At 33.7% G+C, this 16,582-nt stretch carries 8 protein-coding genes; 4 read left to right on the forward strand and 4 right to left on the reverse strand.

Translation table 11 applies throughout. The annotated features are described in order from the left end of the window. Positions 1 to 35: 35 nt before the first annotated feature. The 3 genes from ACMDB5_RS12685 (at position 36) to ACMDB5_RS12695 (ending at position 6,438) form a co-directional block, all read left to right on the forward strand. Positions 36 to 4,106 carry a PAS domain S-box protein gene (locus ACMDB5_RS12685; protein ID WP_413998628.1) on the forward strand — a complete coding sequence of 1,357 codons (4,071 nt, stop codon included), beginning with the start codon at positions 36 to 38 and terminating at the stop codon, positions 4,104 to 4,106. Between the two features lie 75 nt (positions 4,107 to 4,181). Next, positions 4,182 to 5,039, forward strand: coding sequence for a neutral zinc metallopeptidase (locus ACMDB5_RS12690; protein WP_413998629.1), 858 nt, complete (start codon positions 4,182 to 4,184; stop codon positions 5,037 to 5,039). Between the two features lie 109 nt (positions 5,040 to 5,148). Next, positions 5,149 to 6,438 (forward strand): DEAD/DEAH box helicase, encoded by a 1,290-nt coding sequence (locus tag ACMDB5_RS12695; protein ID WP_413998630.1) that lies wholly within the window; start codon positions 5,149 to 5,151, stop codon positions 6,436 to 6,438. Between the two features lie 118 nt (positions 6,439 to 6,556). Here the strand turns inward: ACMDB5_RS12695 and ACMDB5_RS12700 are convergent, their stop codons facing one another. The 4 genes from ACMDB5_RS12700 to ACMDB5_RS12715 form a co-directional block, all read right to left on the reverse strand. Continuing rightward, entirely contained in the window at positions 6,557 to 8,092 is a 1,536-nt protein-coding gene (locus ACMDB5_RS12700; protein ID WP_413998631.1) for a YifB family Mg chelatase-like AAA ATPase, read from the reverse strand. 185 nt (positions 8,093 to 8,277) lie between these two features. Next, complete coding sequence (locus tag ACMDB5_RS12705) at positions 8,278 to 9,636, reverse strand: RagB/SusD family nutrient uptake outer membrane protein (RefSeq protein WP_413998632.1); 1,359 nt, start codon at positions 9,634 to 9,636, stop codon at positions 8,278 to 8,280. An 11-nt stretch (positions 9,637 to 9,647) separates the two neighbouring features. Continuing rightward, positions 9,648 to 12,668: a SusC/RagA family TonB-linked outer membrane protein gene (locus ACMDB5_RS12710; protein WP_413998633.1), complete on the reverse strand. Its 3,021-nt coding sequence runs from the start codon at positions 12,666 to 12,668 to the stop codon at positions 9,648 to 9,650. A 237-nt stretch (positions 12,669 to 12,905) separates the two neighbouring features. Then, positions 12,906 to 15,413, reverse strand: a complete 2,508-nt coding sequence (locus ACMDB5_RS12715) for a M14 family zinc carboxypeptidase (protein ID WP_413998634.1) — start codon at positions 15,411 to 15,413, stop codon at positions 12,906 to 12,908. Between the two features lie 316 nt (positions 15,414 to 15,729). Here ACMDB5_RS12715 and ACMDB5_RS12720 point away from each other — a divergent pair, with 316 nt between their 5' ends. After that, positions 15,730 to 16,581, forward strand: coding sequence for a cyanophycinase (locus ACMDB5_RS12720; protein WP_413998635.1), 852 nt, complete (start codon positions 15,730 to 15,732; stop codon positions 16,579 to 16,581). Position 16,582 lies beyond the last annotated feature (1 nt).

Genomic DNA, 16,582 nt, shown 5'->3' on the forward strand with positions numbered 1-16,582 from the left:
TCCCAAATCAGCTCTTTTAACCTAAGCGTTTTTTTATGGTATTGAACAATGAATTTTTATTGATTCTTCTTTCAGATTTTATTAGTTTTAGCGCTTATAGTACTACTTTGTTTACAAAATCCTACCAATTAATAGATACTTTTTCAATTAGTGAAAATCAATTTAGTACTATAATTCCTTTTATCTATTTTTTTATTTTTTTATTGATTTTTAAATTTCATAAAATAAAATATAGCTTAGGCAACAAATTTATAGATAATTACGCCAATGAAAAATCAAAGAATAAAGAATACCAACTTTATTTTTTACTAATAGGAACAGTAGTTTTAATCTTAGAAATCACTTTCGAAATTTTTAAAGTAAGACCTAAGAGTTTATTTATAAATAATCTTGCTATTGGAACAATTCTAATCACGGTCAATTTTATCAGCAAAAAATCATTATTTGTATTTAGTCACATAGAAAAAATATTTCGTTTTGTATTTCTGATTTCATTTTTCTACGTGTCTCGAAATTTAATTTTCTCACCCTTTGACGGAATACCAATTATAGCTTTTCTCTTGTTCATTTTCTTTTCTTATAATATATTAAAACCCATAAAAATATACTGGATTTTTGTTTCTTCTGCTTTTATCTATTTGATTTTCCTTATCCTATTTCAATTAGTTCCTACAAAGTCAATCGCATTAATATTCAATTATACTTTAATCGTTGTAGGAATTAACTATATAAGACACATGTCAACATCTGAAATTAATGACAAATTTCTTTTTAACAATCAAATCATAAATAAAGGAAACTCACTGGTTATCGCTACCAATAAAAATCGTGAAGTCGTATTTTGTAGTGAAACTATAGAGTCAATTTTAGGCTATTCAATCGATGAAGTCATGGGACTGGGCTATTTGAAAACAATAGAAAATCAAAAAAATACTATAGCTGAATATAATCAGAGTATTAAAAATAATACGATAATCACACAAAAAGTAAGATGCAAGAACGGGGAACATAAATTTATTCAATGGAATAACAAAAAATTTTCTGACGATTTAATTTTAGGAATTGGACAAGATGTTACAAATGAAATTCAAATTCACAATCAATATAAAGATTTAATTCAAACCGCAACCGATTTCATTTATGAAACTGATTCTGAAGGCAATCTTACATTTGCCAACGATTTCATATTAAAAACTTTGGGATATAATAAAGAGGAGATTCAAACCAAACATTATTCCTTTTTTATAAGAAAAGACTTTCGAGATAAAATAATTCCGATATACCTAAATTTTAAAGATATAGATTATGAATTTCCTCTGGTTGAAATTCCAATATTGAAAAAGAATCGGGAAACCATATGGATTTCGCAAAAAGTAATAATTCACAGAAACGATTACGGCAAAACAGTTGGTTATTCAGGGATTGCAAGAGATATTACCTACCTGAAAAATATTGAAAAAGAAAAAACAGAAAGGCAACTAAAAAACAAAAAATACACTAATGCCTTAAAAGGATTTACAGTAAAAAGTTACTCTCATACTGAAACTTTAGAATCTAAAATAAAAGCTATTTTAGAAATTTCTGCAAAAGCAATTGGCGCCGATCGAGTGAGTTATTGGGAATATTTCCCAGATAAAATATGTTGCGAGCAATTGTATAATTTGAAAAACAAACAATTTGAAAAGGGTTACGAACTGTCAAAAAAAGATTACCCTGACTATTTTTCAACTATTGAAAGTAAAATACAAATTGTAGCTTCTGATATTCAATCAAATCTAATTTCACAAAAAATATACTCGAGAAAACTATATAATGATTACATCATTAAAAATAAAATTCTTTCGATTCTAGAAAACCCAGTACTTATTGGTGGAGAACTAAAAGGAATTGTTTGTTTTGAAGTTATTGACAAAATAAAACATTGGGACAATGAAGATATAAATTTTTCCAGATCGGTTTCAGACATTATTTCAATGACCATTATCACTAACATGAGATATGAAACTGAAAAAAAATTAGAATACAAAAGTGAACTTTTGTCTGCCATGACATTGTGCACCGAAAAATTCTTGAATAATAAGGATATCAGCGCTATTTTTTCGGATGTACTTATAATTATGGGAAAAGCTACTAGATCCAATCGAGTTTATTACTATGAAAAAGATTCAGATACCGAATCAATCAGTCAAAAATACAGATGGTTTTTTGACAATGACACATTAACCCCTACAAACCCAAAACTTCAAAACTTACCCTATACTTATTTTGAAGAACTGCTAGATCCCTTATTGAATAATGAAATCTATATAGTTACGGTATCTGAAATTGAAAACGATACTTTAAAAACCAAGCTTTTAAATTTAGATGTCAAGTCGTTAATCCTTTTCCCCATTTTTGTAAAAAACAAATTTCACGGATTTTTAGGTTTTGATGATACACTAGAACAAAGAAATTGGTCAGAAGACGAAATCAATATTTTACATACTTTGGCCCGAAATATTGCCTCTTCAATAGAACGAATTGTAAACGAAGCCGCTGTTTATGAAAGTGAAGAAAAATTTAGATTATTAGCCAATAATATTCCCGGAACTGTCTATTTAGCAAAATATGATGATGATGCTACTAAAATTTACATCAATGATGAAATTGAAAAACTAACAGGCTACCCAAAATCAGATTTTCTCTCCAATAATTTGAGGTTTATGGACTTGATACATTCAGAAGACCGAGACCACATTATTCGAGACCAAATAAATGCCATAGAAAATGGCAGACCCATCCATTCAATATATAAAATTAAGCGCAGAAACCAGGAAATTGCCTGGGTTGAAGAATTTGGAGAAGTGATCTATAAAGACGGGCAAATTGCTTATATTGAAGGTATTTACATTGACATTACAAAGAGAAAACAAACCGAAAACGCCATAAAGGAAAAAGAAGTCGCCGAAGCGGCCAATAAAGCCAAATCCGAATTTTTGGCTAATATGAGCCATGAAATTAGGACTCCATTAAACGGAATCATTGGCTTTACGCATTTATTGATGAAAACCAAGCTAGAAGACATTCAAAAAAAACACATGCAAACGGTAAATCAATCGGCACAATCTCTTTTAGAGATATTGAATGACATCTTGGATTTTTCTAAAATTGAAGCCGGAAAACTTGATTTGAACATTGAGAAACATGAAATTAAGGAAATCGTAAATCAATCTATCGATTTGGTATTGTTTGCATCAATTCAAAAACAACTTACTTTAGAAATCAATTTAGCCCCAGAAGTTCCAATCTATGCTTGGGCAGATATTGTTCGTTTAAAACAAATTCTGATTAACCTTTTATCTAATGCCATAAAATTTACAGATAAAGGTTCGGTCAAATTGAATGTTTCAATTCTTGAAAAAATTGATGATTCTCATGCCAGAGTGCGCTTTGCTGTAATTGATTCCGGTATTGGTATACTTGAAGAAAACCAGAAAAAAATATTCAAAGCATTTTCCCAAGAGGACAACTCTACTACCCGAAAATATGGAGGAACAGGATTAGGATTGACTATCTCAAATCAGTTATTGGGTTTAATGAACAGCCAATTGCAATTAAAAAGTACGATTAAAAAAGGTAGTTGTTTTTATTTTGATTTAGACTTAGAAATCAGCAATCAAATTTCAGAAGATCCAGCACAAATTGACATTCTTCTGGTTAATGATGGTATTAAAATTAAAGAAGAGCTTATCTCCAAAAAAATAAAAGTAATGCTCGTTGAGGACAATAAAATCAATATGTTATTGTTAAAGACAATAATCAAAAAACTACTTTCGGGCGCTATAATTTCAGAAGTAAAAAATGGTCAGGATGCAGTTACTCATTTTGAAACCATAAAACCCGATATAGTTTTCATGGATATTCAAATGCCAATAATGAACGGCTATCAAGCCACCAGAGAAATCAGAAATCTAGAATCAGGTCGAAAAATTCCTATCATAGCAATAACAGCCGGTGCCGAAAAAGAAGAAAGAAACAAATGCATTGATGCCGGAATGGATGATTATATTTCAAAACCAATCATAAAAGGAATAATCGAAGAAACCATTAATAAATGGCTAAATTAGTTTATTTTAAAAAATAGACGTTTCACTTAGAATTATTATTTAATTTAGTACAATTGAACCAAAAATTCGAACACTATGAAATGGCAAGGCAGAAGACAAAGCGATAATGTTGAAGACAGAAGAGGAATGTCCTCAGGAGGAAAAACAATTATAGGTGGAGGAATAATAGGAATTATCATTCTATTATTGAACATGTTTGGTGGAGAAAATGCCCAAATGTTAACTCCCATATTAGAACAAATGAATCAAGGACAAGGTGCTCCTACAGAACAACGAGATTTGACTACCAAAGAACTGGAAGAACAAGCATTCGTAAAAACATTGCTTGCCGACAACGAAGATGTCTGGAGTAAAATATTCTCAGAAAATGGATTAACTTATAAAAAACCAATCATACGGCTATTTGAAGGTGCTACGGAAACTGCCTGCGGAAACGCTACCTCTGCCTCGGGACCTTTTTATTGCCCTGGCGATCAAAAAGTATATATGGATTTGGCTTTTTTTGAAGAGCTAAAAACTAGATTTGGAGCTCAAGGCGGCGATTTTGCAACTGCTTATGTTATTGCCCATGAGATTGGTCACCACGTACAAACTTTATTGGGTACTTCTGATAAAATGAGACAGCTACAACAGGGAAAAAGTAAGGCTGAAGCCAATAAATTATCCGTTGCTTTAGAGTTACAAGCCGATTTTTATGCCGGAGTTTGGACGCATTACAACCAGCAAATGAACAATATGCTAGAAGAAGGTGATCTTGATGAAGCGCTAAGTGCTGCCCATGCCGTAGGTGATGATGCTATCCAATCTAAAATGCAAGGCCATATTGTTCCGGAATCCTTTACCCATGGAACTTCGGAACAAAGAAAATATTGGTTTATGAAAGGCTATAAAACCGGTGACATCAAACAAGGAAATACTTTTGCTGAATTGTGATAGAAAACGAAGTAGCATAATTATTTAAACAACGGCAAAATAAGCCGTATCTTTGCACCAACTTAAAGAAGTGCGCTAAATAATAGTGTTTGCTTCCTAAACACTATTTATGTCATTCAACTCATTAGGCTTATCTGATGCTTTATTAAAAGCCATCAGCAAAAAAGGGTACACAACCCCTTCTCCAATACAACAAAAAGCAATTCCACCTATTTTAGAAGGTAAAGATGTATTAGCATCTGCACAAACAGGTACAGGAAAAACAGCCGGTTTTACACTGCCTATATTACAGATTTTATCACAAGGAAAAAACTTAAGCCACAGACCTATTCGTGCCTTAATACTTACCCCAACACGAGAACTAGCAGCTCAGATACTCGCCAATATAAAAGAATACAGTGAATTTTTAGATTTACGTTCAGCAGTTATTTTTGGAGGTGTAAATCAAAAACCACAAGTAGCTCAACTACGACAAGGTGTCGATATTTTAGTAGCGACTCCCGGTCGATTAATCGATTTGCAAAATCAAGGTTTGATTTCTCTTTCAAAAGTAGAAATCTTAGTTTTAGATGAAGCAGACCGTATGCTAGACATGGGTTTTTTACGTGATATTGAGCGTATCCTGAAAGTGTTACCTACAAGAAGGCAAAACTTACTATTTTCGGCAACCTTTTCAAAAGATATTAAGAAATTGGCAATGGGTATTTTGCATCATCCTGTTTATGTTGAAGCAACACCAGAAAACACAACTGTTGATGCTATTGTTCAAAAAGTATATCCAGTAGCAAAAGAGAAAAAAACCGAATTAATAATTAAACTTATTTCCGAAGGAAACTGGAAACAAATTTTGGTTTTTACACGTACCAAACAAGGGGCCAACAAACTGTGTGAAAGCATGATTAGTTCCGGTATTAAAGCAGCTGCCATTCACGGTAATAAAGGTCAAGGTGCACGTACCAAAGCTTTGGCCGGTTTTAAAGACGGAAGTCTAACCGCTTTAGTCGCTACTGATATTGCAGCTCGTGGTTTGGATATCCCATTGTTACCACATGTTGTAAATTTTGAATTGCCTAATATTCCAGAAGATTATGTTCACCGCATTGGTAGAACAGGAAGAGCAGGCGCAAATGGAGAAGCTATATCTTTATTTAGCCCAGACGAGACTACTTTTTTACGCGATATAGAAAAATTGATTGGAATCAAATTGCCAACAGAAAATATTGCAGGTTTTGAGCCAGACCCAAAAGCATCTACTCAACCTATTAAACAAGGACAAGGTAGACCACAACGCAATTCGATACCAAAAAAACCAAAAACTGAAAACTCGAGCAGAAGTGGAAATAACAGCTTTGGTCCTAGACGTCCAAATTCCAATAATGACAGACGCTCTGCTAAATAATTGTGTTTTTTAATGAAGATTATCGATTGTAAATCGCAGATTTGGTGTAGCTCAATATTAAAAAAATATCGATTTATCGGGAGCTACACCTATTAGGGTGTTAATCTAAAATCTGAAATTAACCTAACCAACCCTCTCGATCTAAACTGCGATATTGAATGGCTTCGGCAATATGGGAAGAAACCACTTTTGGAGCCGCATCAAGATCAGCAATCGTGCGGGCAACTTTTAATATTCTATCGTAGGCCCGAGCAGAAAGATTCAATCTTTCCATCGCGGTTTTTAACAATTCTTTGGAAGCATCATCAAGAGCGCAATATTCCCTGATATGCTTGGTGTTCATCTGGGCATTGTAATGTATGTTTTCCATTTGCGCAAATCGATCCGATTGGGCTTCGCGCGCGGCTATAACTCTTTTTCTTATATCCACGCTACTCTCCGCTTTTCTATCCTCAGACAATTTTTCGAAAGGAACCGGAGTAACTTCAATATGAATGTCTATTCGGTCCAGTAAAGGTCCCGAAATTTTACTCAAATAACGTTGCATTTCGTGAGGAGAAGAAGTTTGGGGTGAATCAGGATCATTAAAAAAGCCACTCGGACTTGGATTCATGCTCGCTACCAACATAAAAGACGATGGATAAGTCACCGTAAATTTGGCTCTCGAAATGGTCACTTCTCTATCTTCAAGTGGCTGGCGCATCACTTCGAGAACATCCCGCTTAAATTCCGGCAACTCATCTAAAAACAAAACACCGTTATGAGCCATTGAAATTTCTCCTGGCTGTGGATAACTCCCGCCCCCGACTAGTGCTACATTCGAAATTGTATGATGAGGACTACGAAACGGACGCTGGTTCATTAATCCTACTTCTTTGAGCTTTCCGGCCACGCTATGTATTTTGGTAGTTTCTAGCGCTTCTCTCAAGGTCATGGGAGGCAAAATACTGGGTAAACGTTTGGCAAGCATTGTTTTTCCAGCTCCTGGAGGACCAATCAATATAATATTATGACCACCCGCTGCTGCAATTTCCATACAGCGTTTGATTCCCTCCTGCCCTTTGACATCCGAAAAATCAAATTCGGGGAAATCTAAATCTTTATAAAATTCGGCTCGAGTATCGATTGTTGTAGGCTCTAAAGTGCCTTTACCCTCAAAGAAATCAATTACATCTTGAATATTTTCGACACCATAAACATCTAAACCTGCAACAATTGCGGCTTCTTTCACATTTTGGATGGGTAGAAAAAAACCTTTAAAACCTTCCTCTTTTGCTTTTATTGCAATGGGCAATGCCCCTCTTATGGGTTGTAAACTTCCGTCTAGTGAAAGCTCGCCCATAATGATGTATTTATCAACCTCATCGGCATCTATCTGTCCTGAAGCAACTAGAATCCCAATCGCCAAAGTCAAATCATAAGCAGAGCCTTCTTTTCGTAAATCGGCTGGAGCCATATTTATGGTAATCTTTTTGCCCGGCATGGCATAGCCATTATTTTTTAGCGCTGCCGCTATTCTATAACTGCTTTCTTTGATTGCATTATCGGGTAAACCAACTAAATGATAGCCAATTCCTTTATCAATATTTACTTCGACTGTAATTGTTGTAGCCTCTACACCAAAAACTGCGCTTCCAAAAACTTTTACTAGCATGGCAAATATTTTCTTTAAAAATAATGAAATTTCGCACGCTAACAACAACACATATAACTTATTTAATATCAACAAAATAACTCTAAATTAATTTGTAATTATTGTCTAATTAGTTTATATTTAAAAAAAAAGGAGCTATATTTTTACATATAACTCCTTTTTATTAAAAATTAAACGGAATGATTCTATTTATATCCGTCGTTTTGAACTAAGTTTTTATTTACATCCATTTCTCTTAACGGAATAGGTAAAACTAAATTATTAGCATTATAAGGAATCGATCCAATATTTTGTCTTAATCGTTTTGCATCAAATAAGGCAAATCCTTCAAAGGATAATTCTCTTTTTCTTTCCATTAAAATAGTCGCTAAATCAACGCTAAGAAACAAACTAGCACCAGAACGTCCTCGCAACATATTAATGTCATCTACAGGCGAAAGTCCTATAAGAGTTCCTAGTCTAAAATTAGATTCTGCGCGTATCAAATACATTTCAGCTAAACGCAAAAAAGGAATATTAGCAAATTGGTTTTGCCACTTCGTTGTACACCAATAATCGGCTTCATAGAAGAAACCAGCTCTCTGGTCAGCGGCATCATCATATATGTCCCAATGTTGGGTTTCAATACTAATATCCGGATTTCCTGAGCGTCCTCCAAAATCTTCACCCGCCCAAAATACATTAAAATCATTTGCGCTCGCATCCTGACTGCTTACTTGCCAAGCAAATAAATCTTCGGTTGAATTTTCTGGATTATTAAATGCTTTTGCAAAAGTAGCCGTTAAAGTTGTGCCACTATCATTAATTACGATATCGGCCATATTTCGGGCATTGAGATAATCTCCTTTTTGCAAATAAACTCTGGCAAGAAGTGCCGCTGCACTATATTTTGTTGCATAGATCCCATTTGTTTCCGGTAGCAAATTGTACGCATCCGTTAAATCAAGAATTACCTGATTGTAAACTTCTTCTAAAGTGTTCCTTGAAGGGAATGTAATTTTGTGAGGGTCTAAAATAGGTTCTAACATAATAGGAACTCCAAGCTGGCTGTTTACTGAACCCGAAACATAGGGCTTAGCGAATAGTCTTGCTAAATCAAAATAGACCAAACCTCTAAGGAATTTTGCTTCTCCTTGGGTTATATCCTTATCAGTATCATCTGTAAACACAGCTAAATTATCAAGTATGATATTAGCCTGATTGCTAATTTTATAGGCTCTTAGCCACATACTTTCAACAAAACTATTATCCGTCAATATTGCTTTTTCGTCGTATTGGCCTGGTTGAATATAAGTTCCATCCCAGTAAAGATCTCCATCGTTAGCAATTAATTCAGAAGCTAAAGCAATTCCTCCACCATAGAGAGCACTGGATCTAGCATCTCCATAGGCACTATTCAAAATTTTCTTAAGATTTGATGGAGTTTTGATAGCCATATCGGTTGTAATGGCTTGTTCAGGTGTAATAGTTAGATTATCATCACAGCTCACAAAAGAAAAAGTAAGCAAGGATATTAAAATTATTTTATAGTTATATTTTTTCATGTCTGATTTTATTAAAGGTCAATATTTAATCCGATAATTATCGTTTTGGCAGGAGGTGCAGAATAAAATGCAATCCCTTTTTGAATATTTGAATCCCCATTATTGTCGTAAGATGATTCCGGATCGTAGCCCTTATAGTTCGTAAACGTAAGAAGATTAACTCCTGTTAAATATAATCGAGCTCTATCTACAGATAATTTTTGAGTTAGTGTTTTAGGAAGTGTATAACCTAAAGATAAATTTCTTAAACGAACAAAATCAGTTTTATCTAAATAACGTGTCGACGCTTGCTCGCCATTACTACGACCCCATCTAGCTTGAGGAACATTAGTGATATCACCTGGTTTTTGCCATCTGTTCATCTGATCTGTAGTTTGGTTATCTCTATATCGGGCATTGCTCGATTGAAATTTACCCGCTTCATTATAGATATAAGCTCCCCATTCTCCTTGAAAAGTAAAAGAAAAATCAAAATTCTTAAACATTAGCGTATTCGTCATTCCAGTCATAAGCGTAGGATAAGGACTTCCTGAAATGATTCTTTGTGCTTCGCTGTAGTTGTTTGTAGTTGTTTTATCTAAAGAACCATCAGCTTGTAAAGTATTTTTATAAAATAAAGCATTCCCATTTGCTGGATCAACACCTGCATACTCTACTAAATAAAAAGATGAAATAGTTTCTCCTACTCTAACTATATTTTGCCCAGCCACTATATCACCGCCAGGCAAAGATGTCACCTTATTATCTAAAGTAGATAAATTTAATGATGTTTTCCAACTTAGATTAGCTGTTTTAATATTGGTTGTATTTAATACAAATTCAAAACCTTTATTTGTCAAAGATCCTACGTTACGCGTTAAAGAACTCCAGCCAGAAGTACCTGGCAAAGGCTCATTCAATAAAAGATCGTTTGTCTTTTTAACATAATAATCAATTTCACCGGTCACTCTGTTATCTAAAAATCCAAAATCGATACCGGCATCAAATTGATTCGTTTTTTCCCATTTTAAATCCTGATTAACCAATTGAGAAGGATTTATAGCTGACTGTTTGTTATAAGATGATCCGCCAAAAAGACCTAAACTTGCAAAGTTTCCGATACCTGCATTTCCTGTAACTCCAAAACTTCCTCTCAATTTCAATAAGCTAACAACTTCGTTATCCTTCAAAAAATCTTCTTGCGAAATAATCCAGCCCACAGAAGCTGCCGGGAATACTCCATATCGATTTGAGGCTCCAAATCGAGAAGAACCATCATAACGCAAACTTCCTTTTAAGAGATATTTGTCCATAATGGAAAAAGTAGCTCTTCCAAAATAGGAAAGGAAATTATACTTCGTTCTGCTCGAAGATCCTTCTGTAATTTCGGAGGCACTTTCTACAGTTTGCAGCGCATCTGATGGAAAACCTATTCCAGCTACAAATTGTCTTTTTCGAGTACTTTCTTCAAAACTCATTCCTCCAACAAATTCTAAATTATAATCCTCTTTAAAATTTTTACTAAAAGTGAAATAATTATTTATACTATACTTATCTGACTGAATTGCATTCGCATCTGCATAACCATTAGTAGAAGCGGATTCCGTTAAACTACCTGCGAAATATTCTTCTGTTTGATTATTGTTGTCATATCCTAGTTCTGTTCTAAAACTCAATTCTGGTAAAATTTTTAATTCTACATAAGAATTCATTAAAGTTCTAAAAATATTTGCATCCCAATTTCCATTAAATTGTTGCATTAAAAAATTATAATACAAAGTAGTATCATTATTTGGTGTAACTCCATCATCAAGATAAGCTGGAGCTAATGGAGTTTGTGCAACTGCCTGTAAAGGTGTTGCGAAAGAATTATCTGAGCCTATTCTTGTTATTCTTGTTTTACTCAAACTTGTATTTAGCCCCACTCTTAATTTATCAGAAACTTTATGATCTAAATTCCCTCTATAAGAGTAACGATCCATATTGTTCCCTCTAACAATTCCCTCAGTATTGTTATAACCTCCGGAAAGAAAGAATACCGTTTTGCTATCCCCTCCTGATACAGAAAAGTTATGGTCTTGAACAGAACCTTTTACCAAGGCCAAATCCTGCCAGTCAGTATCTACTTCTCCCGTTCTCCAATCTTTTCCATTAGCATAGCCATCAAATAATCCTCCTGGCTCTGTCAACCATAAATCATCTGCTCCATATCTATAAGCAGATGCTTCGGTATAAAGTTCAGCATATTGTGCTGCATTTAACCAGCTCATTTTATGGGTCGCTTGGCTCCATCCTGTAGACGTATTCAAAGAGATTTTTGTTTTTCCTGATTTTCCTTGCTTAGTCGTAATTAAAACAACTCCATTTGTTCCGCGGGCACCGTAAATGGCCGCAGAGGAAGCATCTTTTAATATTTCTACCGATTCAACATCATTAGGATTTAATGATATCAGTGGGTTAATAGGTGCCGATGACACACTCTCGTTATCATTTATCAACGGCAATCCATCTATTACATATAAAGGCTCCTGAGAGGAAGAAATACTAGAAACTCCTCTAATTCTCACTTTTACACCGCCTTCTACCTTTCCATTTATTTGAGTTATTTGAACACCTGCCGCCTTAGCAGTAAGTGCGCTTTGCAAACTTGGTACTGGAATTTCACCAATTTGACCCGCAGAAATAGACGCAATATTATCCGTTACTTTTCGCTTGGATTGTTTACCAAAACCAATGACAAGAACTTCTTTTAGTTCTGCAGAATCTTCCTTTAAAATTACATTAACGATACTTTTACCAGCAACATTTAATTCCTGAGTTTTAAGCCCGATGTAACTAAAGATCAAAACGGCATCTGAGCCAACATTTTTGATCCTATACTTGCCATCCATATCCGTTTGTGTGCCATTAGTAGTTCCTTTTACTAAAATAGTGGCTCCAGGAAGTGGACCATTAGAATCCGATACACTACCTGACACCTCTTGCGAATAGGTCAAACTAGTACAAAGCATCGTTAGAAAAACCAACAAGCCTTTAAGTAGACTATTTTTCATAAATAATAAATAAATTAGTTAATACTTGTTAAAATTGTTACAATCTTAACAAACATACTTAAAAAATTTATAAAAATATTAACATGTTGAAAAATAATAATTAAAAATATTTAATTTAATTAAAAATTAATCCAATTTTAAAATTGGTTGTTAAGGCGAAATAGGAACACAAAAAAATCCGTCTAAAAACTACTTTTCAGACGGACTCTTTTTTAATTAAAAAATGCTTTTTATAACTTAGTTCACTAAAAACAAAGCATTGCTAAACAATAAATTTCCATTTTCCCAAAAACCTCTAAACAAAGGATTATCAATCATATAAATCACTTTTCCTTTTTCTTTTGACTCAACTGCGAAACTTACCGTTTTACTCAATTTATTTTTAATATTATGCCCTATAAAACCATAACTCTTATAATCCTTTGGAACATAAGCAACATTTAAAGCCTTTTTCAGAAGTGAATAACGTTTGTCATCTGTTTTTAAACTGAAATATTTATCTCCTAAACCAAAAGACATCGGGTGGGTAACATCCAACACATTTTCAATTATAGCACCGGAAATAGTAGATGAAATAGCTCTTCGCTCGGTACCTTCATAATCAAGAAAACGTTCTTTTAATTCGATGTCTTTAACTTCTTTTTCGGATGCTTTTTTATCTTCTTCAGATTCGAAAAGACTCAAGGCATATCCCTCTTTATCTGTAAAAACACTCAAAGCATTATTCATTGCAATCACTTTACCACCGTTTTTAATCCAATCTTCAATTCGTTTTTGTTGATCATTAGAAAAATCATAATTCCCATCAGCCAAAATCAAAGTATTATATGTTGTTAAGTTCAGTCTATTGAAATTGCTGGTTTCAACAATACTTACCGGATAGCCTACAACTTCATCCAAATAAAACCAAACAGAACCAAATTCGGTAGAACCAACTCCTTTTCCTGATAATAATGCTATTTTAGGAGCTTTCAACAAATTAAAATTTTCGCTTCCTAAATCTTTTCCATTTACAGAATAACCCGTTGTTATTAAATTATAATCCTTTTTTATTTTTATGATCTCCGAAACCTTTTTCTCAAAATCAACCACTTTCGGATTATCACCTTTACTAACAATTAGTCCTCCCACTTCTACAGTTATTTGTCCAAAAACTGCTTTTTTAAGTGCTGATCTTACTTTGATATTTTTTTGATGCAACAAGGCTAAAACTTGTGCCGAAATTCGATTATTCCAAGGAATATGAAAAGCATATACGTTTTCAGGAGTATTTTGAATAGCAGCTTCAATAGTTGCTTTTGTTTTTAAAGCCGGACTGGTTTTTAAAGCATATCCTTCAACACCAAAAGCCAATGGCAATGCCCAAGCGGTAATATCATAAGATAAACTATCGTTTAATTTCTGGTACGGTTCAAATAAAACTTGTGTCAAAATAGCCTTTGGTTGATCTACTTTTATAATTAAATCATTTGGCTCAATAGAAAAACTTTTATCTTTTTGGGTTTGATAATTAAATCCAGAAGCCTTTTGATTGCCATCCGCATAAGCAAATTCGATACGATTTTTTTTCAATAAATCCGCCAGCTGTTCTAGTTTTGGATTATTTTTTAAAACGTAGGTTCTATAATTTCCTTTGATTGTTTTTCTGGAATTAGTCATAAACCCTCTAAAACCCTGAATTAAATTATCGGCTTCAGATGAAGCTGCACCAACGGTAGTCAAAACGGCTTTAGCGTGATGAGTCAATCGTTCTTGAATAGTCAAAAGAGAGCCGTTTTCTAACAAAACTTCTCTTCCGGCGCCTATTCCTCCTTGTTCAAAAGTCATTCCTACCGCTCCATTATAAGTAGGATAGGTATCACCATAACTTGGGTAAAACATATCAAAACGTTCTCGCGTATTGTACAACCAATTTTCTTGATCAAATTTCTTAGAAATTTTTTCGCCTAAAATGTTATGAAAATCCTTTTGAAATTTCTCAATATATTCATGCCAAGGTTCCGCCGATGGTGGAAAAAAATAAGGCGAATTATAGCCCATTTCATGCACATCTACATGTACTTGTGGCAACCAATCATTGTATAATGCCAAACGTTGTTGGGATTCTATTTGGGTTTGCCAAGCCCAGTCTCTATTCATGTCAAACACATAATGATTGTATCGGCCCCCGGGCCAAACTTCCATATGTTCTCTATCATTTAATTCCGGATGAGTTCTTTTGCCTGAAATTTCTCTTAACCAATTTCCATATCTTGCATAACCATCTGGATTCAAACATGGGTCTAAAATGACAATGGTGTTTTCTAACCAAGTTTTAGATTCCGGATTTGCCGGATTTAATAACTCATAAGCAACTGTCAACGCACTTTCGGTTCCTGCAATTTCATTACCATGAACATCAAAACTCAACCAAACAATCACTTTATCCCCTACCGTTTTTGTTCTTTTGTCGGATAATCCTATGGCTGCCAAATTATTATTTCTAATTTGATCTAAATTTGCCAGATTCTCAGGAGTTGAAATATAATAAACATTCAAATCTCGTTCTTCTGAGGTTTGACCGTATTTTTGTTTTTTAATTGAGGTTGATTGCTCTGTTAGTTGGTTAAAATAAGCTTCAACTTGATGATAGTAGCTAACTTGTTTTCCATAATTAGGCAAAAATTCTGAGGGACTTTTTAACTGAGCACTAACTGATACTACAGCTAACAGAAGAAAAAGTAAAGAAAATAATGTTTTTTTCATATTGATCTAAAGGTTAGTTATTTTTCAAAAATAAACTTAAAAATACATTTTCCGACATAAATTTTCAAATTAGCTTTTCCCTTAATTTTTTTAACCATAAATAGATCCAGCATGCTTTATAAAACAACTCATTATATAAATTGTTTAAGTTTCATTCAATACAATTTAAAACTAAGCTCGCTTTTAAATTGAAAGTATTGTTTCAAAAATAAATTGTATTTTGGCCAAATACTAAAGTTAATCCTACATAAAATGACGATTTTTATTCAATAAATTATAAACTGTCAAACTAATTTAATAAAATCTAAAAAAAATTATGAGTAAATCATTTTTCCTTTCTAAAGTCTATTTTATTATTATTCTCATTTTATCCTTTGCCTCTATTCAGGCTCAATCTCCAAAAGGAAAACTATTTATTATCGGTGGTGGAAACAGATCCGATACATTAATGACACATTTGCTTTCTATTTCTAAATTAGACCCAAAAGATTATATTGTAGTGCTGCCTATGTCAAGTGAAGAACCCGATAGCGCCTACATTTACTTCAAAGATCAATTGAAGAAGCTAACCTCAAATCCGATAGTCATGCTGAATTTTGATAAAAAAACGGCGACTAATCAAAAATGGACAGACTCTCTTCAAAAAGCAAAACTCATTTTTATAAGTGGTGGCGATCAAACTCGATTCATGAATGTTGTAAGTAATACTCCGATAAAAACGGCAATTCATCAAGCTTATCAAAACGGAAGTACTATTTCAGGGACAAGTGCCGGTGCAGCGGTGATGTGCGAACATATGATTACGGGAAATCAAAAATTAGACACCGTCTATTCGGGTACTTTTGACAATATCAGACACAATAATCTCGAAACTACCGAAGGCTTAGGCTTGATCAAAAATGTGATTATTGATCAGCATTTTCTAAAAAGAAGCCGCTACAATCGATTGCTGTCTGCTTTGGTAGAATTCCCTACTCATATAGGGATTGGCATTGACGAAAGTACCGCTATTATTGTTCGAAATAAAGAGATTGAAATCACTGGAGAAAGTGAAGTCATAGTTGTCAAAAATCCAAAAGGGATTAAAAAATTCAAAAAAAACAATCTTATTTCGATCCAAAACCTCGAAATGAGTATTTATAATAGTGGTCAAAAATTTAAAATTTAAT

The organism is Flavobacterium sp. W1B, from assembly GCF_047344965.1.
GTDB lineage: Bacteria > Bacteroidota > Bacteroidia > Flavobacteriales > Flavobacteriaceae > Flavobacterium.